23 protein-coding genes are annotated in these 25,591 nt (G+C 59.1%); 21 read left to right on the top strand and 2 right to left on the bottom strand.

The window, feature by feature from the left end; translation table 11 throughout:
• Window positions 1–142: 142 nt before the first annotated feature.
• The 8 genes from F560_RS24660 (at window position 143) to F560_RS0113495 (ending at window position 9,685) form a co-directional block, all read left to right on the top strand.
• Window positions 143–2,008 carry an ATP-binding protein gene (locus tag F560_RS24660; protein ID WP_019006275.1) on the top strand — a complete coding sequence of 622 codons (1,866 nt, stop codon included), beginning with the start codon at window positions 143–145 and terminating at the stop codon, window positions 2,006–2,008.
• A 112-nt stretch (window positions 2,009–2,120) separates the two neighbouring features.
• Window positions 2,121–2,630, top strand: a complete 510-nt coding sequence (gene tsaE, locus F560_RS0113530; protein WP_019006274.1) for a tRNA (adenosine(37)-N6)-threonylcarbamoyltransferase complex ATPase subunit type 1 TsaE — start codon at window positions 2,121–2,123, stop codon at window positions 2,628–2,630.
• Window positions 2,631–2,669: 39 nt separating this feature from the next.
• Window positions 2,670–3,485 carry a tRNA (adenosine(37)-N6)-threonylcarbamoyltransferase complex dimerization subunit type 1 TsaB gene (tsaB, locus tag F560_RS0113525; protein WP_019006273.1) on the top strand — a complete coding sequence of 272 codons (816 nt, stop codon included), beginning with the start codon at window positions 2,670–2,672 and terminating at the stop codon, window positions 3,483–3,485.
• Window positions 3,485–4,012 carry a ribosomal protein S18-alanine N-acetyltransferase gene (gene rimI, locus F560_RS0113520; protein WP_019006272.1) on the top strand — a complete coding sequence of 176 codons (528 nt, stop codon included), beginning with the start codon at window positions 3,485–3,487 and terminating at the stop codon, window positions 4,010–4,012. The genes tsaB and rimI overlap by 1 nt, the downstream gene beginning before the upstream one ends.
• Window positions 4,009–5,037 (top strand): tRNA (adenosine(37)-N6)-threonylcarbamoyltransferase complex transferase subunit TsaD, encoded by a 1,029-nt coding sequence (gene tsaD, locus F560_RS0113515; protein ID WP_019006271.1) that lies wholly within the window; start codon window positions 4,009–4,011, stop codon window positions 5,035–5,037. The genes rimI and tsaD overlap by 4 nt, the downstream gene beginning before the upstream one ends.
• A 304-nt stretch (window positions 5,038–5,341) precedes the next feature.
• Window positions 5,342–6,169 (top strand): adenosylmethionine decarboxylase, encoded by an 828-nt coding sequence (gene speD / locus F560_RS0113510; RefSeq protein WP_019006270.1) that lies wholly within the window; start codon window positions 5,342–5,344, stop codon window positions 6,167–6,169.
• Window positions 6,170–6,657: 488 nt separating this feature from the next.
• Window positions 6,658–7,113 carry a hypothetical protein gene (locus F560_RS0113505; protein ID WP_019006269.1) on the top strand — a complete coding sequence of 152 codons (456 nt, stop codon included), beginning with the start codon at window positions 6,658–6,660 and terminating at the stop codon, window positions 7,111–7,113.
• A 1,021-nt stretch (window positions 7,114–8,134) separates the two neighbouring features.
• The gene (locus F560_RS0113495) at window positions 8,135–9,685 is read left to right on the top strand and encodes a 2-isopropylmalate synthase (RefSeq protein WP_019006267.1); all 1,551 of its coding nucleotides are present in this window, start codon (window positions 8,135–8,137) and stop codon (window positions 9,683–9,685) included.
• 303 nt (window positions 9,686–9,988) lie between these two features.
• Here the strand turns inward: F560_RS0113495 and F560_RS23300 are convergent, their stop codons facing one another.
• Both F560_RS23300 and F560_RS0113485 read right to left on the bottom strand, forming a co-directional pair.
• Window positions 9,989–10,513, bottom strand: coding sequence for a hypothetical protein (locus F560_RS23300; RefSeq protein ID WP_019006266.1), 525 nt, complete (start codon window positions 10,511–10,513; stop codon window positions 9,989–9,991).
• A 28-nt stretch (window positions 10,514–10,541) separates the two neighbouring features.
• Window positions 10,542–12,458, bottom strand: coding sequence for an ABC-F family ATP-binding cassette domain-containing protein (locus F560_RS0113485; RefSeq protein WP_019006265.1), 1,917 nt, complete (start codon window positions 12,456–12,458; stop codon window positions 10,542–10,544).
• Window positions 12,459–12,675: 217 nt separating this feature from the next.
• Here F560_RS0113485 and F560_RS26615 point away from each other — a divergent pair, with 217 nt between their 5' ends.
• From F560_RS26615 to F560_RS0113420, 13 genes are all read left to right on the top strand, one after another.
• Window positions 12,676–12,987, top strand: a complete 312-nt coding sequence (locus F560_RS26615; protein WP_425393283.1) for a copper amine oxidase N-terminal domain-containing protein — start codon at window positions 12,676–12,678, stop codon at window positions 12,985–12,987.
• A 235-nt stretch (window positions 12,988–13,222) separates the two neighbouring features.
• Window positions 13,223–13,876, top strand: a complete 654-nt coding sequence (locus F560_RS23295) for a 5-formyltetrahydrofolate cyclo-ligase (RefSeq protein WP_019006263.1) — start codon at window positions 13,223–13,225, stop codon at window positions 13,874–13,876.
• Window positions 13,842–14,360: a cyclic pyranopterin monophosphate synthase MoaC gene (gene moaC, locus F560_RS0113470; RefSeq protein WP_019006262.1), complete on the top strand. Its 519-nt coding sequence runs from the start codon at window positions 13,842–13,844 to the stop codon at window positions 14,358–14,360. The genes F560_RS23295 and moaC overlap by 35 nt, the downstream gene beginning before the upstream one ends.
• 96 nt (window positions 14,361–14,456) lie before the next feature.
• Window positions 14,457–14,951 (top strand): MogA/MoaB family molybdenum cofactor biosynthesis protein, encoded by a 495-nt coding sequence (locus F560_RS0113465; protein ID WP_019006261.1) that lies wholly within the window; start codon window positions 14,457–14,459, stop codon window positions 14,949–14,951.
• Window positions 14,948–16,009 (top strand): molybdopterin-binding protein, encoded by a 1,062-nt coding sequence (locus F560_RS0113460; protein WP_019006260.1) that lies wholly within the window; start codon window positions 14,948–14,950, stop codon window positions 16,007–16,009. The genes F560_RS0113465 and F560_RS0113460 overlap by 4 nt, the downstream gene beginning before the upstream one ends.
• Before the next feature lie 62 nt (window positions 16,010–16,071).
• Complete coding sequence (tatA, locus tag F560_RS0113455) at window positions 16,072–16,311, top strand: twin-arginine translocase TatA/TatE family subunit (protein ID WP_026298273.1); 240 nt, start codon at window positions 16,072–16,074, stop codon at window positions 16,309–16,311.
• A 61-nt stretch (window positions 16,312–16,372) separates the two neighbouring features.
• Window positions 16,373–17,149, top strand: a complete 777-nt coding sequence (gene tatC / locus F560_RS0113450; RefSeq protein ID WP_026298272.1) for a twin-arginine translocase subunit TatC — start codon at window positions 16,373–16,375, stop codon at window positions 17,147–17,149.
• Between the two features lie 1,207 nt (window positions 17,150–18,356).
• Window positions 18,357–19,634, top strand: a complete 1,278-nt coding sequence (locus tag F560_RS0113445; RefSeq protein ID WP_019006257.1) for a methyl-accepting chemotaxis protein — start codon at window positions 18,357–18,359, stop codon at window positions 19,632–19,634.
• A 255-nt stretch (window positions 19,635–19,889) separates the two neighbouring features.
• Window positions 19,890–20,174, top strand: coding sequence for a co-chaperone GroES (groES, locus tag F560_RS0113440; RefSeq protein ID WP_019006256.1), 285 nt, complete (start codon window positions 19,890–19,892; stop codon window positions 20,172–20,174).
• 85 nt (window positions 20,175–20,259) lie between these two features.
• Window positions 20,260–21,882, top strand: coding sequence for a chaperonin GroEL (groL, locus tag F560_RS0113435; RefSeq protein ID WP_019006255.1), 1,623 nt, complete (start codon window positions 20,260–20,262; stop codon window positions 21,880–21,882).
• A 229-nt stretch (window positions 21,883–22,111) separates the two neighbouring features.
• Window positions 22,112–23,101: a Gfo/Idh/MocA family protein gene (locus F560_RS0113430; RefSeq protein ID WP_019006254.1), complete on the top strand. Its 990-nt coding sequence runs from the start codon at window positions 22,112–22,114 to the stop codon at window positions 23,099–23,101.
• A gap of 45 nt (window positions 23,102–23,146) precedes the next feature.
• Complete coding sequence (locus tag F560_RS0113425) at window positions 23,147–24,124, top strand: AraC family transcriptional regulator (RefSeq protein ID WP_019006253.1); 978 nt, start codon at window positions 23,147–23,149, stop codon at window positions 24,122–24,124.
• A gap of 42 nt (window positions 24,125–24,166) precedes the next feature.
• Window positions 24,167–25,249: a Gfo/Idh/MocA family protein gene (locus tag F560_RS0113420; protein ID WP_019006252.1), complete on the top strand. Its 1,083-nt coding sequence runs from the start codon at window positions 24,167–24,169 to the stop codon at window positions 25,247–25,249.
• The last annotated feature ends 342 nt before the right edge of the window (window positions 25,250–25,591 follow it).

Here is a 25,591-nt window from a genome sequence, read left to right as displayed (position 1 = left end):
GAAAAACAGGACGAAACCAGGGACTTTTGTCGCTGGTTTTTCTTTTGCCGATCTGTCCGCATATCCGGCTTTTGGGTTTGATTTTTAAACTTCGGCGTTTTAAGATTTAGGCATACATATGAATGGTGTAGGAGCTGCGCCTATGCATCATGACTTTGGACATTATTGCGACTTATTGGTGCTGTTCTCCGTGCTTGCAACTCTCGTTTATTCTCTGATTTCGTTTGACGTTTTGAACCGTTTCCTCGAACAAGGCAGAACGAACACGCGATTGCTGGCGATGGCCGCCATTGCGATGGGCTTGGCCGTATGGATCGCGCATGTCGCGGGCATGCTTGCGCTGCGGATGGATGTTGCGTCGGCCCGCTGCTCGCGGAATTTCGTCTTGTCCATCGTATTTCCGATTATCGCTTCTTTCGGAGCGTTGAAGTGTTTGACCGGACCGGCGTATCGCGGGCTGCGTATCGCGGCTGCCGGTCTGCTGACCGGTCTTGTCATTGCGCTCATGCACTTCGTCAGCATGGCCTCCTTGCAGATGCCTGTGCGCATCCATTACCGCGAGGCGTCGGTTGTCATCTCCTCCGTTCTGGCCTTCGGTTGTTCGTGGTTGTCTTTTCATGTGGCGTTCTCCGGACAAAACGGAAGCCGCATTCCGCTTCGGGCCAGAATGTTCGGAGCCGTTCTGCTGGGTTTTGCCATCGCATCCATGCATTACGTTTCGCTCGCAGGAGCCGATCTCGTTCCGGCCGGCGGGTCCTCCGAAGGGCTGAGCATCCATATCCATCGCCACATGCTGGTTGCCGCAGGCGGTTTCGTCCTGTTCATCCTTGCCGCGGGGTGGACAAGCATGTATTTCGAAAAACGGCGCGCGCAACAGACGGCGGTCTATCATGAACGCCGGTTCCTCTCCCTGTTCGAGCACACTCCCCTAATGGCTGCTTGTTACGATCCCCATGCCCGCCGCGTCGTGCATGCCAATTCGGCGTTGAACCGCGGGCTTGGCTATACGGAGAAAGATTTGGCCGATATCGATCCGGAAAAGCTGATCAAGGACCGGAAGGAGCGATCCATGCTGTGCATCAGCGTGCAAAAGGCCCTTGGCCTGTCCGAGCCGCAGGAGGCGGAATTTCACGTGGCGAAAAAAAACGGCGAGGAACTGCTGATCAAGGTTACCCTTTTCACGTTGACGGATGACAACAAGCCGCTTTTGTATACCGTCGGAAGGGACATTACCGAGCAGAGGGCGACCGAACTGGAACTGATTCGGGCGAGGCAGGCCGCGGAAAGCGCGAATCTGGCCAAAAGCCGGTTTCTCGCGACGATGAATCACGAGATTCGAACGCCGCTGAACGGGATTGTCGGCATTAACGAATTGCTGCAGGATTCCCCGATCAGCGACAGCCAGCGCGAGCTTCTGCAAATCCAGCAGAAGAGCAGCCACGCGCTGCTTCGCATTCTGAGCGACATTCTCGATTTTTCCCACATTGAACTCGACAGCATCAGCTTGCAGAAATCCATCTTCAGTCTCTCGGCATGCGTCGAGGACTGCATCCATTTGTTCGCGGTCAGCGCGAAGCAAAAAGGCATCCGCCTCGAGTACGCCATCGACAAGACCTTGCCCGACGCGCTTTACGGCGACCCGCTGCGGTTGAGGCAGGTTCTGGCCAACCTGCTCGGCAACGCCGTCAAATTTACGGATTACGGCTTCGTGCGCCTGGAGGCCGTGCGAGTCGGCGAAACGGATTCCCAAACCGAACGTTCAACGATGATCCGGTTTTCGGTCATCGATACCGGCATCGGCATCTCGCCGTCCCAACGCGACATGCTGTTTTTGCCGTTTTCCCAAATCGATGCGTCCTCCGCCGGCGCGAATGAAGGGGCGGGATTGGGACTTGCCGTCAGCAAAAATCTGGTCAAATTGATGGGAGGCGAGATTTGGATGGACGATAAGCGCACGGACGGAAGCTCGTTCCATATCCAGATTCCGTTTCAGACCGTTGCCGGATAGACGTTTCGGAACCGGAATCGACCCGCGCCGCTTTGCGCACCGAACGGTCTTTGCAACTTCGCGCTTGCCCCGATATAATAAGGACAATTATGGACCGGGGGTAATGCGGCACATGAGCGATCGTGAACACAGGGATTACCGCGGCGGCAACGGGACCGCCTTCGTTTGGCAGTCGCGGTCGGAAGCGGATACCGCCCGCTTTGCGGAGCGGCTCGCGCGGCTTTGCGGTCCGGGAACCGTGCTGGCTTTGGACGGGGATTTGGGAGCCGGCAAGACGAGGTTTGCGCAGGCTTTTGCAAGCGGTCTTGGCGTGCGCGATATCGTCAGCAGCCCTACTTTCACCATTATCAAAGAATACGAGGACGGCCGCCTGCCCTTTTACCATATGGACGTGTACCGGATTTCGCTGGAGGAGGCGGACGAGCTCGGGCTGGAGGAGTATTTCGAAGGCAACGGCGTGTCGCTCGTCGAATGGGCTTCGTTAATCGAGCCGTTACTGCCGCCCGAACGTCTGCACATCCGGCTGGAAGTGACCGGACCGACCTCGCGCGACGTCGTGGCCGAGCCGCGGGGCGAAAGGTATGCCGCCTGGTGCAGGGAACTCGGAATGCTTCCCGTCTAGGCGATGATTACAGGAAATTGTTGAGGAGGAGCCGTTCGAGTGAACAATCAGGAGCATCCCGCAAATGAACCGCTCACGGTGCTTGCGTTCGATACGTCGACTTCCGTGCTTGCCGCCGCGATCGTAAGAGACGGCAGCATTCTCGATTCCTCGGTGTCGTTGACGGAACGCAACCATGCCGTGCGAATCGCGACGGAGATTCAGTCGCTGCTTGCGCGAAACGGCATGTCCCGGGAAGAGATCGGCGCAATCGCCGCGGGACAAGGCCCCGGTTCCTATACGGGGGTAAGGATCGCCGTGACCGCGGCCAAGACGCTCGCATGGACGTGGAACAAGCCGCTCGTTGGCGTATCCAGTCTCGAAGCTTTGGCGCTGGGAGCCTGGATGGAGCTGCAGGCTGCGCCCGGAGCGGGGAGCGGGAACGAAGGCGCCGTCTGGATCGTCCCGCTGATGGACGGACGGCGCGGACAAGCTTATACTGCGCTGTTTGCGGCGCAGCCGGACGGGGGATGGACGCGAATCGAGGAGGACGGCATTCGCCTGTTCGGCGACTGGCTGAAGAAGCTGGCGCTTAAAGCGGCGGAGGGGGATGCCGGCGGCAAGCCGGCTTCGATTTTGTTCGTCGGCCAGACCGAACCGTTTGCGGAGGCCGTTGCGGCGGGCGCAGACGGATTGGCGGGGACGCGGCTTGACCTTTATCCGTACCGGATGCATGCCGGCGCGGTCGGCCTTTTGGCGGAGCGCCGGATTCGCGGCGGAGAGCGCGACGACGCGTTTGCTTTTGTTCCGAACTATACGCAGTTGGCGGAGGCGGAGGCCAAGCTGCTGGCGGCGCGGGAGGAGCGTGGACGTTAATGCTGGAAAACGGAAAGCGGGAGCGGGACGAGTTTCAGTTTCGCGCCATGACGCTGGAAGATATCGGAACGATCGCGCAGATCGAGCAGGAGACGTTTACCGCTCCGTGGACCGAAGATGCGTTTCGCAATGAGTTGACTTCCAACATGTTCGCCAAATATATGGTCATGGAGCGGGCCGGAACGATTGTCGGCTACGGAGGCATGTGGGTGATCGTGGACGAAGCCCATGTCACCAACATTGCGATCCGGGAGCCCTATCAAGGGCAGGGGCTGGGAAAGCGCCTGCTCCGCGAGCTGATGCGAACCGCGCACTGGTTCGGCGCGCGCCGGATGACGCTTGAAGTGCGGGTTTCGAACGAGCGGGCGCAGCGGCTGTACCGCCAGTTCGGCTTTGTCGCTTCCGGCATTCGTCCGGGATATTATTCGGACAACCGGGAGGACGCCATCATCATGTGGGCGGATTTGGTTCCGGACCTGGGCGCCGGAGAAGAAACCGCCGGAGCATCGGAAGGGGAAGCGCAATGACTCGGCCTTATCATCTGCTTGCCATAGAGACCAGCTGCGACGAGACATCCGCGGCCGTCGTGCGCAACGGACGGGAAGTGCTGTCCAATATCGTGTCCAGCCAAATCGACACGCACCGCCGCTTCGGCGGAGTCGTGCCGGAAATCGCCTCGCGCAAGCATGTGGAGAGCATCACCGTCATTTTGGAGGAAGCCGTAACGAAAGCCGGGATTTCGCTCGACGATGTCGACGCGGTCGCCGTTACGCAGGGACCGGGACTCGTCGGGGCGCTCTTGGTCGGCGTCGTCGCCGCAAAGAGCCTGGCGCTGGCGCTGGACGTGCCGCTCATCGGCACCCATCATATTGCCGGGCACATCTACGCCAACCGGCTTATCGGCGAAATTGAATACCCCGCCCTTGCGCTGGTCGTCTCCGGAGGGCATACGGAGCTTGTCCTGCTTGAGCGGGAAGGGAAATTCCGGATTGTCGGCCGAACGCGGGACGACGCCGTCGGCGAAGCGTACGACAAAGTGGCGCGGGCGCTGTCGTTCCCGTATCCGGGAGGGCCTCATGTCGACCGGCTGGCGCAGAGCGCGGAACAGGAAATCGAACTGCCGCGGGCCTGGCTGGAAGCGGACTCGTACGATTTCAGCTTCAGCGGCTTGAAATCCGCGGTGCTCGCCGAAATCAACCGGTGGAAAATGAAAGGCGAGGAACCGGCGTATGGGGCGCTCGCAAAAGGGTTTCAGGCGTCGGTCATCGACGTCGTCACGACGAAGGCGATGCGGGCGGCGGCCGAATTCGGCGTGCGCCAGATGCTGCTGTGCGGCGGCGTTGCCGCCAATAAGGGGCTGCGCAGCCGGCTGAGCGAGCTGTGCGCGAAGGCGGGCCTGCCCCTGCTGATCCCGCCGCTTTCGCTGTGCAGCGACAACGCCGCCATGATCGCCGCGGCCGCCGATTTGAAATGGCGCCGGGGCGAATTCACGCCGCTCGACATGCAGGCCGAGCCGCAGCTGTCGCTGGAGCGGTGGTCGGTTGCGACCTAAACCGCGGGGGATGCGGCGGCGGTTTTCAATCCGAATATTCGCGGGCCGTCCGGACATCGGTTGTCCGGGCGGCTTTTGCTTTTGCACGGCCTCGCCGCAGCTGCTAGGAGCGCATAACGTTCGCTCCGGAACGCCCCGAATGACCGCCGGATTGCCGCGCATCTGCCGCACAATATTGCTCCGAACGGTCCCGGGCTGAACCGTCCCCGACCCGAACGGTCCCCGACTGAACAAGCCGATGTGTGCGCCTTTCGCCCGCTGGGCAAGATAGAACCGAACCGTAACCGGACGGGAGGAATCGGACATGGCGCGCAAGCCGGAAACGAGGCGGCGGGTGAAGCTGCACGGCTTCAACAATTTGACCAAGACGCTGAGCTTTAATATGTACGACATCTGCTACACCAAGACGAAAGAGGAACGCGAAGCCTACATCGAATATATCGACGAGCAGTACAATTCGGAGCGGCTGACCGGCATTTTGCGGACCGTCGCCGAGATCATCGGAGCGCACGTGCTCAACGTCGCCAAGCAGGATTACGTCCCCCAAGGGGCGAGCGTAACCGTGCTGATCTCGGAAGGGCCGGTCGTAGAGGCGCCCGCACCCGCAGAGCCATTGGATGCGCCGGCCGGCCCGCTTCCCGCCGCAGTTGTTATATCGCTGGACAAAAGCCACATTACCGTCCATACGTACCCCGAATACCACCCGGACGAAGGCATCAGCACGTTCCGCGCGGACATCGACGTTTCCACCTGCGGGGAAATTTCGCCGCTCAAGGCGCTTGGTTTTCTCATCCATTCCTTCGATACCGATATTATGACGATCGACTACCGGGTTCGGGGTTTTACAAGGGACATCAAAGGCCGCAAGCTGTTTATCGATCATGACATCAGCTCCATACAGAACTACATTCCCGACGAAGTGAAGGCCCAATACGACATGATCGACGTCAACGTTTATCAGGAGCATATTTTCCATACGAAGTGCAAGCTCCGCCAATTCGAGCTGGACAACTACCTGTTCGGGTACACGAAGGAGAAGCTGACCCCGGAAGAGCAGCGGAACATCGCAGCGCAATTGCGGGAAGAAATGGACGAAATTTTTTACGGCCAGAACATGAAGCGGAAACCGTAGGGAGCGAAATCGGCAACGTCGGATACTCGGCAACAACCGCATCGAACGTTCGGAGAGCCGTCGGTCACTTTGGCCGCGAGCGGCTCGCAGACCGGCGCCCATCCGTGTCGCGTTCTGACCTGGCTCTTGGATGCGTTGCCTGATCGCCCATGCCGCCCGAGCAGTTCAGCTTGCCTCGCGTCGAACGCTCCTACGCGCATCCCCTCCACACGGCAACATGAGGACAGAGAATCCGCTATATCCCCTTTTCGGCTCCTAATCGTCTTCCTTTCGGACCGTAGATCCGTTAATGATGCCGGGACATCGCAAATCGCGTGTGTTTGAACCGAATAACGGATTCCGTGTCCTCGTCGCCTGGATTTTAGCCGTTTTAGGGCAAAATAACGGAAAGACAGTCAATTTTGATCAATCCTTGTTAAAAAAACGAATGTTTACGCGCACTCCGAATAGGATAATAGAGACAACTTGTCCAGGAAAGGAGATGCGCCATGTCCGATTCGCAAGCCGGTCTGCGCCGCCGCGCGGCTGTTAAGTATCCGTTGGAGCTCAAAACGCTTGCCCTGTTCGCTTTTCTGCTGCTGCTGTCGCTGCGCAATCTGCTGGAAGCCGAGCATAAGGACGCCGTCTTTTATGGTTTCGGAAGCCTTGCCGCCATCTGCCTGTTCGGATTCATATACCTGTTTGCGAGAAGAGCGGGGGGCCGTGCGGAACTGACGATTCGTTACGGGTCGGTCGAGGTGAACGGCTTGCCGCTGACGCCGAGCGAAATCCGGGACATCCGCATGGATGGCCCGATCGTCGGCATTGTGCCCAGAGGCCGCCGGGTCCCGCCCGTCCGGCTCTGCCTCGACATCCGCGATGCGAACGACCGCAAAGCTTTGATTCTGTGGGCTGCGCAGCATAACGTCCCCGTAAGGAAGGGACGATTCATGAGATGGCTCTGAGACTCGTTTACGCCGCTGAGCCCCCGGTTTTATGTTGTTCAGTTGTTCGCGGAACGGGGAAAACGGCATGCTGACTGTGCGCGCACGGATTTGGCCAAGGAATGGGACGGCGGCGGTTGGTTCGCGGCACTCGGAAGCGGACTATAAAAATTTTTGGACGATAACGAATTGACAGAACATTCAGCGGAGAATATAATAAAATCCAATTCAAAGGGAAAACGCTGGGAACAGGAGCAGTAAGGCGGTCACCCGGATTCAGAGAGCTGCGGGATGGTGCAACGCAGTGGAAGGGAAGCCTGAACTCGCCTGGGAGCGGATCGTCGGAACGATGCGCGCGGAATGCGCATCCGCGTACGGCGATACGGCTAACCCCCGTGACCGGGTGCGGCAGCGGCGATGTCATTTGCCGGCTGACGCGTGAGGTGGACACTCGTTCTTCGTTATGCGGGGAAGGAGCGTCAACAAGAGTGGTACCGCGGAAGGCCGTCCGGCCCGCCGTCTCTTAACGGAGACGGCGGGCTTTTGTGTTTTTGCCGGCAAGACACCCGGCCTTCCGCTTTCAATACGAATAGGTACCAACGCGATGATCGGGAGCAGTAGGAAACCGCCCTGGTTGCAGAGAGCTGCGGGAAGGTGCGACGCAGACGAAGGGATTCCGAACTCGCCCGGGAGCGGAACGGCGGAACGCAGGCCCAATTGGCCGCGCTTGTACGCCGTTACGGCTGGCCCCCGATACAGGGCGCTCGCCGAAATCCGGCCGTTCGGAAGGTCGGATTCGGCGCATGAGGGGGAGCGCGGCTTGCCGTCCGAACGGCAGCGGCTCCAAGCGGAGTGGTACCGCGGCGGCTGATCGGCCCGTCGTCTCTTGCAGGAGACGGCGGGCTTTTTGCCGTTTCCGCCCAATGATGGGCGGCACCGCGCCGACGAGCGGGCTGCACCTTGAAGCGGCGGAACCGAGCGGTAATCCGTTGGTTGACGGTTTTCAATCTTTACGAATCCATTCGATCGGGAGGCGTTCCATATGAAGAAGAAAATCAACATTTTCGATACGACCTTGCGCGACGGGGAGCAGGCGCCGGGAGCGTCGCTGCGGCCCGAGCAAAAGATTATGATCGCGCGGCAGTTGGCCCGCCTGGGCGTCGATACGATCGAGCCGGGCTTCGCCATCTCGAGCCCCGGGGAGTTTCAGGCGATTCAGCAAATTTCGCGCGAGCTGCAGGACGTCGAAATATGCGGGTTCGCCCGCTGCGTGAAGGCGGACATCGACGCCGCCGTCGCCGCCACGCGGGATGCGGCCCGCCGCCGGCTCCATCTGTTCGTCTCGGCTTCGCAGATTCATCTGCAGCACCAACTGCGCAAGACGGAGGACCAAGTGATCGATTTGATGCGGGAAATGATCGCTTACGGCAAGCAGTTTGTCGAGCAGATCGAATTTTCGCCGATGGACGCTTCGCGCGCGAGCGAAGAATTTCTGTACCGGATGGTCGAGACGGCGATCGAGGAAGGCGCGACGATCATCAACATCCCCGATACGATGGGGTATGCGCTGCCGGAGGAGTTCGGCCCGCTGTTTGCGCGAATCCGGCAAAACGTTCGCGGCGGGGACAAGGTCGTATACAGCGCCCATTGCCACAACGATTTGGGACTGGCGGTAGCCAACAGTCTGGCGGCCATCCGCCACGGCGTCACGCAAGTCGAAGTCAGCGTCAACGGCGTCGGCGAGCGGGCGGGCAACTGTTCGCTCGAGGAGCTGGTCATGGCCATCGAGACGCGCAGCGATGCGCTCGGGGTCGAAACCAACATCCGCACCTCGGAAATATTCGAGACGTCCCGCATGGTCAGCCGCGCGATGCATTTTCCGATCGCGTACAACAAGCCGATCGTCGGGCGCAACGCCTTTCAGCACGAATCCGGCATTCACCAGGACGGCTTGCTGAAAAACCGGAACACCTACGAAATCATGGACCCGGAAGCGATGGGCATTCCGCGCAGCATGATCGTTCTGGGCAAGCATTCCGGCCGCCATGCGATCAAGCACCGCGCGTCGGAGTATGGAATTACGCTTGAGGACCGCGAGCTGGACGAGGTGTACAACCGGTTCAAGGTCAAGGCGGACGAGACGAAAATCGTCACAGACGACGTGCTGCTGCAATTGATCGGAGAGTCGACCGAGCAGGCGATCGAGCCGTACGCGTTGACGGAATTGCAGGTGCTCGCCGGCTCGAACCGTTCGCGCATCGCTTCCGTCACGATCCGGGCCGCGGAAGACAATGCCGAGCGAACGTACACGGGGGCGGGCGAAGGGCCGCTCGAAGCGGTGATCGGCTGCATCCGCGAAGCGATGCCGGTCGACGCGCGGTTCGAAGACCTGGAGCTGCATTCGTTGTCGACCGGGGAGGACGCGTTCGGGGAGGCCGTTGTCACGGTCGTATGCCAGGGCAAACGTTATCGCGGCACGGCGATTCATCGCGACATTATTTTCGCCGCGGCCCGGGCGTACGTATCGGCCTGCAACAGCGCCATTATGGCGGTCAGGCTCAGTCAAGAGGGCAAGCAGGCGGCCGGTCAATAACGCCGAAAAACGGAATTGAACAAGTTGTGGACAAGGTTATCCACACCCCTTGTGCATAGTGTGGGTAAAGCTGTCAATCCGTTGGGGGAGTTGAACTTCAAAAATTATGAAAAGGGGATGAGTTTTTCACAACCCTGTTGTGGATAATGTGGACAGTGTGGATATAAACAGCCGGAGTTGATCCGACGTTAACGATCCTTTAACAGAAAGATTGATATACAGCCAAAAAAACCGGGCGGCGTTCTCCGCTTCCCGGTTTTTTGCTTCGCATTTCGATTGTGGATAACCTGTTGGCCGCTTCCGCTACTTTTCGTCGGGCGCTTTCGGCGGAAACAGCCGTTCCGTCTCCTCGAGCAAACGGCGGATTTCTTCCTCGCCCAAGCTGCCTTCGCGGCGAAAGGCAAGCAGCTTCTCCTTCAGCGCGGCGGCCGCTTCTTCGTAGGCGGCAATATCAGGGGCGGCTCCGTTCGGATCGTACCAGACATAGCCGCCTTCGCTGCCGTTCCGCAAATAAGGAGCCTTCCATTCATCCGGATAGCGGTAAAACGGGGAGCCCAACGCAAAGGAGATGACTTCGTCGTGCTCGAGTGGCAGCAGATGATGATATTCCTCCTCCGCCGCTCCCGCCGTCAAATTCAGGTGCCGGACGGCGTAGTGGAGGAAATGGTCTCCGTAAGCGGAATCTTTGACCAGGCGATACAGTTCGTTTTCATCCCGATAAAGCACTTTCACTTCTTCCAGCCGCTGCCGGAGCCATTCTTCCTTAACGAACCGGAGCTGCGCCAGCGGCAGCGGCGATTCCTGAGGCTCTTTTGGACCCGATGCCATCGCGTTTCTCCTTTCCATCTAATGCGGTTTATTCCACGAGCGCTTCCCAAGCCGCATAAGCCGCTTCCAGTTCCTTGCGGAGCCGCTCGACGGCCGTCTGCAGTTCTTTTAGTTTCACGTAATCGGTAAAGACGTCTTCCGAGGCCATTTCTTCCTCGACTGCGGCGATTTCGCTTTCAAGCCGTTCGATCTCCGCCTCGGCCTGCTCGCGCTTGCGCTGCCGGGCCCTTTCTTCGCGTTTTGCCCGTTTTTCCGCTTCGTAATCGTTGGCGGCCTTTTCGGGGTCCGCTGTAGGTGCGGGCATTTCCGTTTGTTGGCCCCACTCTTCCATCTCCTGCTGCTTCCCGATCATATCGTCATAATTGCCCAGGAAATGACGAACGCCGTCCGCATGCAGGTCGAGGATGCGGTCCGCCAGCCGATTGATGAAGTAGCGGTCGTGCGAAACGAATAGCAGCGTGCCTTCGTATTCCTCGAGCGCCGCCTCCAGCACTTCACGGCTCCACAGATCCAGATGGTTGGTCGGTTCGTCCAGGACGAGCACGTTCGCTTTGCGCAGCATCAGCTTGGATAGCGCGACCCGCGCTTTTTCGCCGCCGCTGAGCGAGCCTATCGTCTTCTTGACGTCGTCGCCGCTGAACAGAAAATTGCCGAGCACGGTGCGGATTTCCGCTTCCGGAAGCTGCGGATACGAGCTCCACACTTCCTCCAGCACCGTATTCGCCGGATTGAGCTGGCGCTGCTCCTGGTCGTAGTAGCCGAGCATGACGCCGGTGCCCCAGCGGATGCTCCCTTCCCTTAGCTCAAGCTCGCCGACCAGCGCCCGCAGCAGCGTCGACTTGCCCACGCCGTTCGGGCCGAGAATCGCGATCCGCTCGCCTCGCTTGACTTCAAAAGACACATGGCGGAACAGCGGGCTCAGCCCCGCCGCAGGAGCGGCCGACGCATCGGCGACCTGCAGTACGTCTTTGCCGGTCCGCCGCTCTGTTGTAAAGGAGAAGCTCGCCTGCTTCAGGTGTCCGGGCTTCTCAAGCCGCTCGATCCGCTCCATCGCATTGCGCCGGCTTTGCGCTCGCCGCGCCGTCGAAGCCCGCGCCAGATTGCGCTGGATGAAATCTTCCATTCGTTGCAGCTCTTTGCGCTGCTGCTCGTACAGCTTGACGCGCTGGGCAAATTCGGCCTCTTTCAGCTCCATAAAACGGGTATAATTGCCGGTATATCGGGTGGCCGAATGGCGCTCGATTTCAATGATGGACGTGACGGTCGCATCCAGGAAGTAGCGGTCGTGGGAGACGATCACCATCGCTCCGGCGTACGTTCGGAGGTACTGCTCCAGCCAGCTCAGCGTCTTGATGTCGAGGTGGTTGGTCGGCTCGTCGAGCAGCAGAAGGTCGGGCTGCACAACAAGCAGCCGCGCCAGCGCAAGGCGCGTGCGCTGTCCTCCGCTAAGCGCGGATACGGGGGTATCCGGCGCGAAGTCGCCGAAGCCCATGCCGTGCAAAACGCTGCGGATGCGGTTGTTCATCTCGAAGCCGCCCGCTTCGCGAAACCGGTCGCTCAGGTCGGCGTATTGGCCGAGCAGCGCCTCGTAACGGGCGGCATCTTCCTGTTCGGCCGGATCGGAAATGCGCAGCTCCAACCTCCGAAGCTCCTCTTCCTGTTTCAGCAGGGGGCCGAACGCGGACGACATGACTTGCTGCAGCGTCATTTGCCCGTCGAAACCGCTGTTCTGGGCCAAATAGCCGATCCTGATCTCCCGCGGCTTGGACACGGAGCCCGCATCGGGGGCCGTCTCTCCGGCCAAAATGCGCAAAAAAGTCGATTTGCCCGCGCCGTTCACGCCCACGAGCCCGATCCGGTCGCGTTCGTTAATTTGAATCGCCACCCCGTCCAGGACGGGCGTAGCTCCGTAATACTTGGTTATGCCTGATGCTTGCAAAAGCAAGAGGAATCCCTCCGACTCGTCGTTTCATGCAGTATGGCTCCTTACAAGTTTAGCGTAAATCGGCAGGAACGTCCAAACGCAGGTTGGAGATGAACGTTATGTGTGGAGGACTCGTCATGCTGTTTTTTCATATGCCGTCCGCCCAAGCCGCTTTGGGGAGAACGATGGGATTAAGCTGAAACTGAACCATCCGTACTTGCTTTATTCGTCGCAGCAGATGCCGTCCGCCGACGCCAACGGCAGAACCTTGGTGCCGCTTCGGTTGGTCGGCGATTTGATGGGGGCTTCCGTGAATTGGGACCGGAAAGAGCAAAAAGCGATTGTCGCGGTCGAAGATGAAACGATAGTATTATTTATAGGTAAGGATACGGCGCTCGTGAATAATCAACAAGTAAAGCTGGACACGAAGCCCGTCGTCCAAAACGAAACGGCGATGGTTCCCCTTCGGTTCCTGTCTGAAGTGCTAAAGATCAATATTCGGTATATAAAGGATGCAACATCGTCGAGTTACAGGATGAGAGGCTGTTAAAAGGGAATGTCATCGACCGTATGGAAAATGAAGACCTAGGCTTCGACGGGATAACGACTCATAACGAATAGGTTTCCATCCGACTTCAATCGCAGATTTTTCGCCTTCGGCCAGCCGGCGGGCGTCATCGTCCGATAAGCGTTGGCATTTGGCGAAAAGGGCGAAATAATGATAAACTGAAGCTAACTTTAAACAGTTTTGCCAAGCTGTTTTCCGCAGGAGATGATTTCTCGCGATGACGACCGACAAGCAACGCTGGCGGGAACGGATCCGAAGCGCAAGAGACGCCCTTCCGGCCCGGGAGCGAATCGAAAAGTCGCGGCAAATCGGCCGGATCGTCGCCGGCCGGCTTCTTCTTCCGATGGAGCAAAAGCTCGGCCGTCCGCTGACGGTATGCCTGTACGGCGCATTCCGCTCCGAAGCCGATCCGGCATGGCTTGCGGACTGGTGTTGGGCGCGCGGCCACCGGATCGCGGCTCCGCGCGTGCGCGAAGACGGCGGCGGGCTGGAGCTGCGCCTGGTCGCTTCGCCGGCGGATTGGCGGGCCGGCAAATGGGGCGTTCCGGAACCGAACCCGGAGCGAACCCGGACGTACGGCGAGCAAGATACGCTCGATGTCGTGCTCGTGCCGGGACTTGCGTTCGACCGGCAGGGCGGACGACTCGGGTACGGCGGCGGCTATTACGACCGTTTGTTCGTCGCAAGGCAATCGGCCGGCCACACCTCGCTTTGGATCGGCTTCGCGTTCGAGCTGCAGACGGTGGAGGAGCCGCTGCCGAGAGAGCCGCACGATCTCGTGCTGGACGGACTGGCAACGGAGAACGGATTGATCCGGTTTGAAGGGAGGGAAGCGGATGAGTCCGGACGGAGATCGGTTGACTCATTTTAACGAGCAGGGCAGGGCCGTCATGGTGGACGTCTCCGACAAGCCCGTTACGGCCCGCACGGCCCGGGCCGAGACCCGCATCGCGATGGCGCCGGAGACGCTGAGGCGGATTCGCGAAGGCTCCGTCGCCAAGGGCGATGTGCTGGCCGTGGCGCAGGTCGCCGGCATTCAAGCGGCGAAGCGGACGTCGGATTGGATTCCGATGTGTCACCCGCTGCCGCTGACGGGCGTCAACCTGACGTTTTCGGATAACGGGACGGACACGCTTTTTATTGCGGCCGAGGTGAAAACGACGGGCAAAACCGGCGTCGAAATGGAGGCTTTGACCGCCGTTTCCGCAGCCGCTTTAACCGTTTACGATATGTGCAAGGCGCTGCAGAAGGATATGGTGATCGGACCGACCCGGCTCGTCTTCAAGACCGGCGGCAAAAGCGGCGATTATTACGCGGACGAATGTCGGCCGGCCGAAAACCCGGCATCCGATTAGCGCCGCCGCTTCGGACGCGATCGGGAGCGCGCCGCCAAAGGTTCCGGACAGGCCGGCATCAAAGACAGAACGGGTGAGCGGAGGGGAGAGAAGGACATGCGTTGGAAAGTGGCCTTGCTGACGGCAAGCGACAAAGGCTCGCGAGGCGAAAGGGAAGATACGAGCGCACAGGTCATCCGCGAGCTGGTGGAAGAGGAATTGGGCGGGGAAATCGTCGATTACCGGATCGTGCCCGACGAGCAGGACGAAATTCGCGCCGCGCTCATTGAAATGGCGGATTATTTTCAGGCCGACCTCGTTTTCACCATGGGAGGCATCGGGCTTGGACTGAGGGACGTCACGCCCGAGGCGACGTTGAAGGTGTCCGATCGCGTCGTTCCGGGGATGGCCGAAGCGATGCGCGCCTCGGCGATGAGCTGGACGCGGCGGGCGATGCTGTTTCGCGGCGTCTGCGCCATCCGGGGCCAGACGCTCATCATCAACCTGCCGAGCGAACCGAAAGCCGTCCACAAGCTGTTCATGGGGATTATCGATCAGCTCCCGTACGCCTTGCATCAGGTCAAGGGGCTGAGAGGGGAGCTTGAAGAATGACGCAACAACCGGAAGGCGCTTCTGAACCTCATATCCGGCGAGCCGGCAGCTCGTCGGTATTGCGCGAAGTCAAGGTCGAAGACGCGGTCGGAATGCTGCTGGCTCACGACTTGACCCAAATTTTGCCCGGCGCGTTCAAGGGACGGCTTTTTCGGAAAGGACACCGGGTCGTTCCCGAAGACATTCCGAAGCTGAAGGATATCGGCAAAGAACATCTGTACGTCATGGAGCTGGGCGCGGGAGATCTGCACGAGGACGACGCGGCGCTGCGCATGGCCGCGGCATTGGCGGGCGATCGGATCCGTTACGGCGAGCCGCATGAAGGCAAGGTTACGCTCAAGTCGGCCATTACGGGGCTTGCTTCGGTAGCGAAGGAGGTCGTGAACGCGATTAACGGGCTGGGCGACATTGCGCTCGCGACGGTGGCAACCCATACGGTCGTGCGCGAGGGCGAAGCGGTGGCCGCGACGCGCGCCATCCCGCTCATCGTGCCCGAAGCGAAGGTGGCCGAGGTCGAGCGAATAGCTGCGCGCTACCGGGAACGCAACGCAGGGGCTTCCCCGGTTGACGTCCGTCCGCTGCGCAAGCTTCGGGCCGGGCTTCTCACCACCGGCAGCGAGGTCTACTCCGGACGCATCGCCGACAAATTCGGCCCCGTGGTGACCGCCAAGCTGGCGGCGCTCGGATCGGAAGTCGCCGAACAGCGCTTCGCGCCCGACGACCGACAAACAATTGTCAACGAAATTCACTATTTCCTTCGGCAAGGGTATGATATGATACTCGTGACCGGAGGCATGTCCGTCGATCCGGATGACCGCACACCGGGGGCGATTGCGGATGCCGGCGCGGATATCGTGAGCTACGGCACGCCGATGCTGCCGGGTTCGATGCTGCTGTTCGGCTATTTGCGGGATGTGCCGATTTTCGGCTTGCCGGGCTGCGTCATGCATGACCCGTATACCTCGTTCGACGTTCTTTTGCCTCGCGTGCTTGCCGGTGATAGAATTGTCAAAGAAGATATTGTCGCAATGGGGTACGGCGGTTTGCACCGCTGCTGATCGCGAACGGCCGCCCTTTAAGACAAGCAAGATCATTTGATTTCAAACAAGGAGGCTTTTGGATGTCTGGCATCGGCGCTACAGGAATGATTTTGCTCGTGGTGGTCGCGCTTCTGTTGTTCGGTCCCAACAAGCTGCCGGAATTGGGCAGAGCGGTAGGCCGCACGCTGCGGGAATTCAAGCGGGGCGCGAACGATATCATGGAAGATAATCCGTCCCGCCGCATCGAAGTCGGCGCTTCGGAAGGGGAAACGCAAGCGAAGCCGGAGCAGCCGAAAGCGGAAAGGCGACTGCCGGAATAATATGACGAAACGGAACGAACGAACCGACTCTCCCGGGGAATTTCCAGCGGGCGAAGGCTGGATGCCTCTTTTGGAGCATATCGGCGAACTGAGAAGACGCGTCATTTACGTTCTGATCGTGTTTGTTCTCGGATTGGTCGGCGGTTTGTTCTGCGCCAAGCCGCTGTTCGACTATCTCGTGGCGGCGGCTCCGACGGAGAGGATCGATCTGCACACCTTCTCGCCCTGGGACGCGATCGGCTTATACATGAAATTCGCTTTCGTCGTCTCCTTTGTCGTGGTTATCCCTTTTGCCATGGTTCAAATGTGGCTGTTCGTCCGTCCGGCGCTTCACCCGCAGGAACAAAAAGCCGCGCTCCGGTATGTGCCGGGGGCTCTTGTCATGCTTGTCGCCGGCATTCTTTTCGGCTATTACGTCGTTTTCCCGATGGCTTATTCCTTTACGGAGAAGATGACGGAAACGCTGGGACTCGAGCAGACTTACGGAGCCGCGCAATATTTCTCCTTCCTGTTTAATATCGTGCTGCCGCTCGCCGTTTTGTTCGAGCTTCCGCTTTTGATTTTGTTTTTGACCCGGCTGGGCATTCTGAACCCGCAGTTTCTGAAGAAGTTCCGCCGGCTGGCCTGGTTTGTCATGGTCTTCGTCGGGACGGTCATCACGCCGCCGGACGTGATCTCGGATTTGCTGGTGGCCGTGCCGCTCATCGTGCTGTACGAACTGAGCATTCTGCTGTCCTCCGCCGCTTATCGGAAAAAGCTGGCGCGGCAGCAGGAATGGGAGGAACAATGGGAGCGCGAGGCGGCAAGCGGAGCGGGGACGGCCGGTTCGAAAACGTGAATCGTCTCCCGAGTCGAGAGGGGTTGCCCTTCTCGGCTTTTTTGTACGGCTGGCTCGTTAACAGACAAACATCCCAAACGCTCTTGTCGAGCATGGGATGAGCCTTATTGGACGGCGGTTGGATAATGCCCCCTGCCCCAAGAATCGCGCTGTACCCGAAAGGAGAATCGAAAACGGCAAGCCGGCAGCGGCCGCAGTTGTTCAAGAGCACGCGGCGGCTGTTCGTTCATCGCAACCGGTCGCTGTATAGCCACCGCGGCTATAATCGCAATTCCAGCCATATCGTTACAGCGGCTATAATCGCAACTGCCCCTATACCGCAACTGCCCCTATACCGCAACTTCGGCCATTTATCGCAACCACGGCCATAGAGCCTCCGTAACCTATGAGCATCCGCAGCCTGTGCGTTTATATCCCCATCGGGACTAAATAGCAACCCAGCTACGCGTCTAATTGGAAAAATCCAACCCAATACGCCGTTCAGGCGCCGAAAGCCGGTCTATGTTGGATATATCCAGTTTTTTGGCCCGCAGAAGCCGCATCCGCTACGCTCTCGGGCCGTTTCATTGGAGACAATTCAACATAGGTTCCGTAAATGAGCGAAATTCGCCGGTATCCTGCACAAAATCCAATATAACCGCTCGGGGCCATGTGAGGTAGTGAACGGACTGCTTGGCGCGTTAGCAGTGGCGGTGGCGGTAAAGAGAGGTACTGAGCGGACTACATGAAGGGTGAACGGCGAGACTGACGGCAAAGAAGGGTACTGGACGGACTACATGAAGGTTTAACTTCGAGACTGACGGCAAAGAAGGGTACTGAGCGGACTACATGAAGGGTGTGCGTCGAGACTGACGGCAAAGAAGGGTACTGAGCGGACTACATGAAGGGTGAACGGCGAGACTGGCGGCAAAGAAGGGTACTGAGCGGACTACATGCCGTTTGATGGCGGGGCCGCTGGTTCGCCGTTTTTTTGCGTGAACTGTTGCGCTTCCTTGCCCGGATCTCCCCGCTTTCCTTTCCGATGAACGATCTCGGCTCCTTTCCATGAAAATGCGTTTTATGACGAAAAATGACAGCATTTGCTGTTTCCCGATGTTCTTTGCGACAAATTTATGGTAAACTGGTAGCACAATCGCCTGGAAGCGATTACATATTTTAGGGCCATCGTTATATTTTTTCGCGGGACGGAAGGGAAGGAGTCGAGTTTATGAGAAGTGCGGGCATCGGACTGGGAAAAAAGTTGGGGATTTTCGGAGGCGTCGCTGCCGTGCTGCAGGCGGCCGCTTTGGCGCTGATGCTTCTCGGCATGGACTGGGCGAAGGATAAACTGCTGTTCTTCGGGGTCGTCGCCATCGAAGCGGTGCTTTTCATCGCCTTGGGATACGTGATCGTGTATCTGAACCGGTCCGTCGTCGAACCGATCGGCCGCGTAACGTCCGCTTTGAAGGATATCGCCGGTTCGGGCGGCGACCTGACCCGCCGGATCGACTTCCGGTCGCAGGATGAGGTGGGCGATTTGGCCCAGGCGGCGAACGATATGCTGAGCGGCCTGCAGAAGATGATGCGCGAGCTGCGAGACAGCACGGCGGAGCTTGCGGCCGCGGCGGTGCTGCTGCAGCAGGGCGCGGACGAGAACGCCAAAGTCAGCGCGGAAGTCACGCGCGCGGTCGAGCGTGTCGCAAACGGTTCGGAGACGCAGGTGACGCAGTCGCAACACATTTCCGCCGTCATGCTCGAGACGATGGACGGCCTTCATCAGGTGGCGGAGACGACAACCGGCGTGTCGGACACGGCCATGTCCGCGCGCAACCGGGCGGAGAGCGGTTCCGCGCTGCTGCAAAAAGCGGCTGCCGACGTGGTCGAGGTCGAGTCCGCTTTCCGGTCTTTGCTGGAAACGGTCCGGCGGTTGAACCAGCAGTCCTCCCAGGTGTTGGAAGTCATCGGGTACATATCGGAAGTCTCCAACCAGACGCACCTGCTGGCGCTTAACGCCGCCATCGAAGCGGCGAGAGCCGGCGAACACGGACGCGGCTTTGCCGTCGTCGCCCAGGAAATCCGCAAGCTGGCCGACCAGACGCAGCAATCGGCCGTTCAGATCGGCAGCACGCTGGAGACGATGTCGGACGACATCGGTGCTTTGGCCGGAATGTTCGAGCAGAGCGCGGAGCAGGTCTACGGCGCCGTAACCGGCATGCGCACGGCGGAGGAAGCGTTCCGCGAAATCGTGGACGAAGTGAGCAAATTCAGCGGAAATATTATCGAAGCGGCTGCGGCCGTGGAGCAGATGTCGGCAGGAAGCCAGGCCGTGCTGAAGTCCATTCAGGACATTACGCAGATTACGGAAGAGACGGCCTCCTTTTCCCAGCAGATGTCCGCCATGACAGAGCAGCAGTTGTCCTCGACGGAGGAGATGGCCCGGACGGCCCGCAATCTGAGCGCAATGGCATCGCGCCTGAAAGGAATGACCGGGAATTACCGCGTCTGAATGAACGCAGAAAGATGGGGAAATAATTGATGTCGTACCTACGCGCCGTTCCGCTGCCGGGACGGCGCTCTTTTCAGGTTTCCGCCACATGCGGCCGGAGACCCGTTTTTGCCGGCCAATTTTAACGGAAAAGGACTTGAAAAGCACTCCCAAAATCAGTATCATAATAATTGTCTGTTAGCACTTTAGACAATCGAGTGCTAACAAGAACATGAAAAATACAAATCAAGCTTTGTTCTAAAGGAGGCTATTTTCATGATCAAACCTTTGGGCGATCGCGTACTTGTCGAGCCGAGTGCCAAAGAAGAGAAAACCGCTAGCGGCATCGTTCTGCCGGACACGGCGAAGGAAAAACCGCAAGAAGGAACGGTCGTCGCGGTGGGAAGCGGCGCTTTGAACAAGGACGGCCAGCGCATTGCTCTCGAAGTGAAAGTCGGCGACCGGGTGCTGTTCTCCAAGTATGCCGGCACCGAGATCAAGTATGAGGGCAAAGAGTATTTGATTATGAAAGAAAGCGACATCCACGCCATCGTCGGCTAATGGGCCGCGGGGGCGCGATATACCCACATAAACAACGTTTTTTGAATACGTACGATCAAGGATATTTTGAGGAGGGTTTTGAAGAATGGCTAAAGAGATTAAATTTAGCGAAGACGCTCGCCGCGCCATGCTCCGCGGCGTGGACGCATTGGCGAATGCCGTAAAAGTAACGCTCGGACCGAAAGGCCGCAACGTCGTTCTGGAGAAAAAATTCGGTTCTCCGCTCATCACGAATGACGGCGTGACGATCGCGAAAGAAATCGAACTGGAAGACGCGTTCGAAAACATGGGCGCTCAACTGGTGAAAGAAGTCGCGACGAAAACCAACGACGTCGCTGGCGACGGTACGACGACCGCTACGGTTCTGGCTCAAGCGATGATCCGCGAAGGCCTGAAAAATGTTACGGCGGGCGCCAACCCGATGGTCGTGCGCAAAGGTATTGACAAAGCCGTTCGCACAGCCGTCGAAGAACTGAAGAAAATCTCCAAGCAAGTCGGCAGCAGCACCGACATCGCGCAAGTAGCCGCTATCTCCGCCGCTGACGAAGAAGTCGGCCAACTGATCGCGGACGCGATGGACAAGGTGGGCAAAGACGGCGTCATCACCGTCGAAGAATCCAAAGGCTTCCTGACGGAACTGGAAGTTGTCGAAGGGATGCAGTTCGACCGCGGTTACGTGTCGCCGTACATGATCACCGACACGGACAAAATGGAAGCTGTCCTCGACAATCCTTACATCCTGATCACCGACAAGAAAATCTCCAACATTCAAGAGATCCTGCCGATCCTCGAGAAAGTTGTACAATCCGGCAAACCGATGCTCATCATCGCGGAAGACGTGGAAGGCGAAGCGCAAGCTACGCTCGTCGTCAACCGTCTGCGCGGTACGTTCACCTGCGTAGCTGTTAAAGCTCCGGGCTTCGGCGACCGCCGCAAAGCGATGCTGCAAGACATCGCGGCGCTGACGGGCGGCCAAGTCATCACCGAAGAACTGGGTCTCGAACTGAAATCCACGACCCTGCAACAACTCGGTACGGCTCGCCAAGTTCGCGTCAACAAAGAAAACACGATCATCGTGGACGGCGCAGGCAATCCGGAAGACATCAAAGCTCGCGTCAACCAAATCAAGGCGCAAATCGAAGAAACGACTTCCGACTTCGACCGCGAAAAACTGCAAGAACGTCTGGCGAAACTGGCCGGCGGCGTAGCGGTTATCAAAGTCGGCGCTGCAACCGAAACCGAACTGAAAGAACGCAAACTCCGCATCGAAGACGCTCTGAACGCAACTCGCGCTGCGGTTGAAGAAGGTATCGTTTCCGGTGGCGGTACTGCGCTCGTGAACGTATACAACGCTGTTGCCGCAATCGAAGCGGAAGGCGACGAAAAGACCGGCGTGAACATCGTCCTGCGCGCGCTGGAAGAGCCGATCCGCACGATCGCTGCGAACGCGGGTCAAGAAGGCTCCGTCATCGTCGAACGCCTGAAAAAGGAAAAAGTCGGCATCGGCTACAACGCGGCTACCGGCGAATGGGTGAACATGTTCGAAGCCGGCATCATCGACCCGGTAAAAGTTACCCGTACCGCGCTGCAAAACGCCGCTTCCGTTGCGTCCATGTTCCTGACGACCGAAGCGGTTGTCGCCGACAAGCCGGAGAAGGAAAAAGCTTCGGCAGGCGGCGCAGGCATGGGCGGCATGGACATGATGTGATAACCGGCTAAGCCGGAAAGAAGGCTCCCCTTTCGGGGGGCCTTTTTGTTTTTCCGGCAGGGTCCGTCAAGCCTACCGGCGGCGGTTCCTTCGGCGCGGGGGAAAGAAGCGAGAGAAAACAAATTGTCGCATTTTTATAGTCGGAATGGCGTGAAAATGCATTTATGTAATGCAAACTCATATGATATCTTCTCCTTGTGTCGTATATTTAAAGTGAGGGGCGAGACGGATGATTCGGGTAGGCATGTTAAGCTACTGGCATGTGCACGCGGAGGATTACACGAGACAGGTGCTGGACCATCCCGATACGGAAATTGCCGCTGTCTGGGACGAACGGCCGGAGCGGGGACGGGAGAAGGCGGCCAAGTACAATGTTCCTTTTTACGAATCGCTTGATGACCTGCTGGCGCGCAAGGACATTGACGCCGTCGTCGTGGATGCGCCGACCCATCTCCACCGGGACGTGATGGTAAAGGCGGCCAAGGCAGGCAAACATATTTTTACGGAAAAAGTGCTCGCGCCGACGCTGAAGGAAGCCGGCGAAATTTTGGCGGCGGTCAAAGAAGCGGGAGTCAAGCTGACGGTTTCCCTGCCCCGGCTGTATGACGGCTATACGCAGGCGATTGCCGGCGTGCTGGCGGAAGGCGCGCTCGGCAAGCTGACGTTGGCCAGAGTTCGTCTGTCGCACAACGGGGCGATCGCGAACTGGCTGCCCGAGCATTTCTATTCCAAGGAACAATGCGCGGGCGGCGCGCTGATCGATCTCGGCTGCCACCCGATGTACCTGGTGCGGCTGTTTCTCGGGCTTCCGGATGCGGTGACGTCCGGCTTCGGCTTTGTGACGGGGCGCGAGGTCGAGGACAATGCTGTAAGCGTTTTACAATACAAGGACGGAGCGCTTGGCATCGTGGAAGCGGGCTTTGTCAACAGCCATTCGCCGTTTTCCATCGAAGTGCACGGCACCGAGGGCACGCTGCTGTTCGGCTTCCCGGAGGAGAAGCTGCTTGTGCGCAGCAACCGCAAAGGCGAAGGCTGGCATGAGGTGCCGCTCGGCAAGCCGCTTCCTTCCGCGTTCAGCCAATGGGTAGAACATATTCAAAAAGGGACGGAAGCAACGGAAAATGTGGCGCTCGCCCTCGATTTGACGAAGCTGATGGAAGCGTCGAACCGTTCGTACGAAGAGCGGCGCCAGATTCGGCTCGAGGAGCTGGAAAGCTAAGCGGCCAAGCATTTGCATGGAAAAAAAGGACTGGAGGGGGAAGGCATGCAGACGGAAGAACGTTCGAACGCGCACGAACGGAAGGCGGCGGCGGTTTCGTTTCCCTATGCGCGAATGGCGGAAAAACGCTACGGGATGGACCGGCTCGATTTGCAGTTCCGCTGGGGGCGGTTCGGCATTCGCGTGCTGCGCTGCCATCTGGCTTCTTTTCCCCCGGGCCACCTGATCCCGATGCATAAGCATTCCGAATTCGAGTTTCATTTTATTCCCAAAGGCAAGGGAACGGTTGTAATCGACGGCACCGTTTACGAGCTGCGCGAGGGGATGTTTTACTTGACCGGGCCGGACGTGATGCACGAGCAGCAGTCGGACGAAGACGACCCGATGCATGAGTTGTGCCTGCATTGCGAGATCGTGCCGCTCGCCGGGGCGGCGCCGGACGGATGGGGAGACGAGCTGGAAGCGAGAGAGGCCGAGGAATGCGTCCGTCTGCTGCAGACGATGCCGAGCTATCCCGTGCCCGACCGCTACCAGGCCATGCCGGGATTTCTGGAGGCGTATCGCACCTGGGAAAACCAGGGAACCGGATTTTACACGACGATGAAGCAGATCATCATTCAAATTTTGCTGAGATCGTCGCGGGTGTTCGCCCAGCCGGACGAGGCCGCGCGTTTTCCCGTGCGGGACATGAACGGACACCGCTTCCGGCTCGCAACGCAGTACATCGAGGACAATGCCGATCGTCCGATTGCGCTGGAGGAAGTGGCCGAACGCGTGCAGGTCAGCCCCCGGCAGCTGCAGCGCATATTCAGGAGCGAAGGCCGGACGACGTTCCGCGAATGGGTGGAGAACGCGCGGATGCAGCGGATCGGCTCGGAGCTGCTGCAAAGCGACCTTTCGGTCGAAGAAATCGCGCTGAGGTACGGATTCGGCAATCCGAACTATTTGTATCCCGTATTCAAAAACAAATTCGGCATGACGCCCTCGGCCTACCGCCGCAAGCACAAGCGCGGGGCCCGCTAAGGCGGAACAGCCGAAACACGGACAGGGAGGAAGCGGCTTACCATGGAAAAACGAATCAAAGTCGGCATTATCGGAACGGGCGGGATCGCCCGCGCGCATGTCTCGGCCTACCGCAAGCTGCCGTTCGTCGACATCGTGGCGGTGGCGGACGTGATCCCGGGCAAGGCGAGGCAGTTCGCGGAGGCGAACGGGCTGACGGAAGCGGCCGCTTTTGACAGCCATACGGAATTGCTTGCGTACGATCTGGATGCGGTAAGCATCTGTACGCCGAACGCTTCCCATCACCGGACGAGTATCGACTCGCTGCGCGCAGGCAAGCAGGTGCTGCTGGAAAAGCCGATGTCGGTCACGCTTGAGGAAGCGGTCGAGATGACGCAGGCGGCGCGGGAGACGGGCAACATGCTGAGCATCGGCTTCCAGCCGCGCTACGATCCGAATATGAAGCGGTTGCAGGAGATCGTGCAGTCCGGCCGTCTCGGCAAAGTGTACTATGTCGAAACGGGCGGCGGAAGGCGCCGGGGCATGCCGGGCGGAACCTTCATCCGCAAGGATCTTGCCGGGGCGGGGGCGATGGCGGATATCGGCTGCTATTCGCTCGACCTTGCGCTGAACGCGCTCGGCTATCCGCGTCCGCTCACGGTGTCGGCGTTCACATCGAATCACTTCGGCACGAATCCGCTATACCATCCGGAGGCGGACCGCTTCGAGGTCGAGGATTTCGGCGTGGCGATGGTCCGGTTTGAAAACGATGTCGTGCTGCAGTTCAAAATTTCATGGGCGATGCACATGGATTCACTGGGCGCGACGCTGTTTCTCGGCACGGATGCCGGCCTGAAAGTGACGCCGGCGGGCACGGGGCCGTGGTCCGGGGTGTGGGACGGCTCGATCGGCAGCATGACCGTTTACCACGATGCGTTCGGCGGCCATACGGAAACGCCGGTGCCGCTGATCGAGCATTCGCTGAACCTGTTCGACGAGAAAGTGCGCGACTTCGCCGAAGCGGTGCGCGACGGTCGCCCGGCGCCGATACCCGGCGAGCAGATTCTGATTCAGCAGGCGATTATCGACGGCGTGCTGCGCTCGGCGGAGCAGCGCCGCGAGGTCTCGGTCGAGCTGCCTCAATAACGCGGCAAAACGGCAACGGGAGACGGCCTTGTGAGGCTGTCTCCCGTTTTTTGTACGCCCAGCATGGACGTCATCTTTAGGGTGAAAGTCCCGAGCGGGGGCTGGCGAGCGCCTACCGTAGCCAAGGGCAAGGGTGTCCGTCGTGAGGCGGAATCTGAAGGAAGCCGGAGGCAAATGCACGGGCCAAGGTACACGAACCCAATTGGAGGCAGGGTTAGTCGGATGAGTTGCCAAAACACAACGAAATCCAAAGCCGCCAAGGGCTAGTCCTGTAGACTTGGGTGGTCGCGGGCAGACAGATGACGTTCTTATCTGGGGAGGCCTGCGGAATATGCGAAGTCA

It is taken from the genome of Cohnella laeviribosi DSM 21336 (assembly GCF_000378425.1).
In the GTDB taxonomy this organism is placed as follows: domain Bacteria; phylum Bacillota; class Bacilli; order Paenibacillales; family Paenibacillaceae; genus Cohnella; species Cohnella laeviribosi.
The sequence above is the reverse complement of the archived record's forward strand: the minus strand, read 5'-3'. Positions and strand labels throughout refer to the sequence as shown.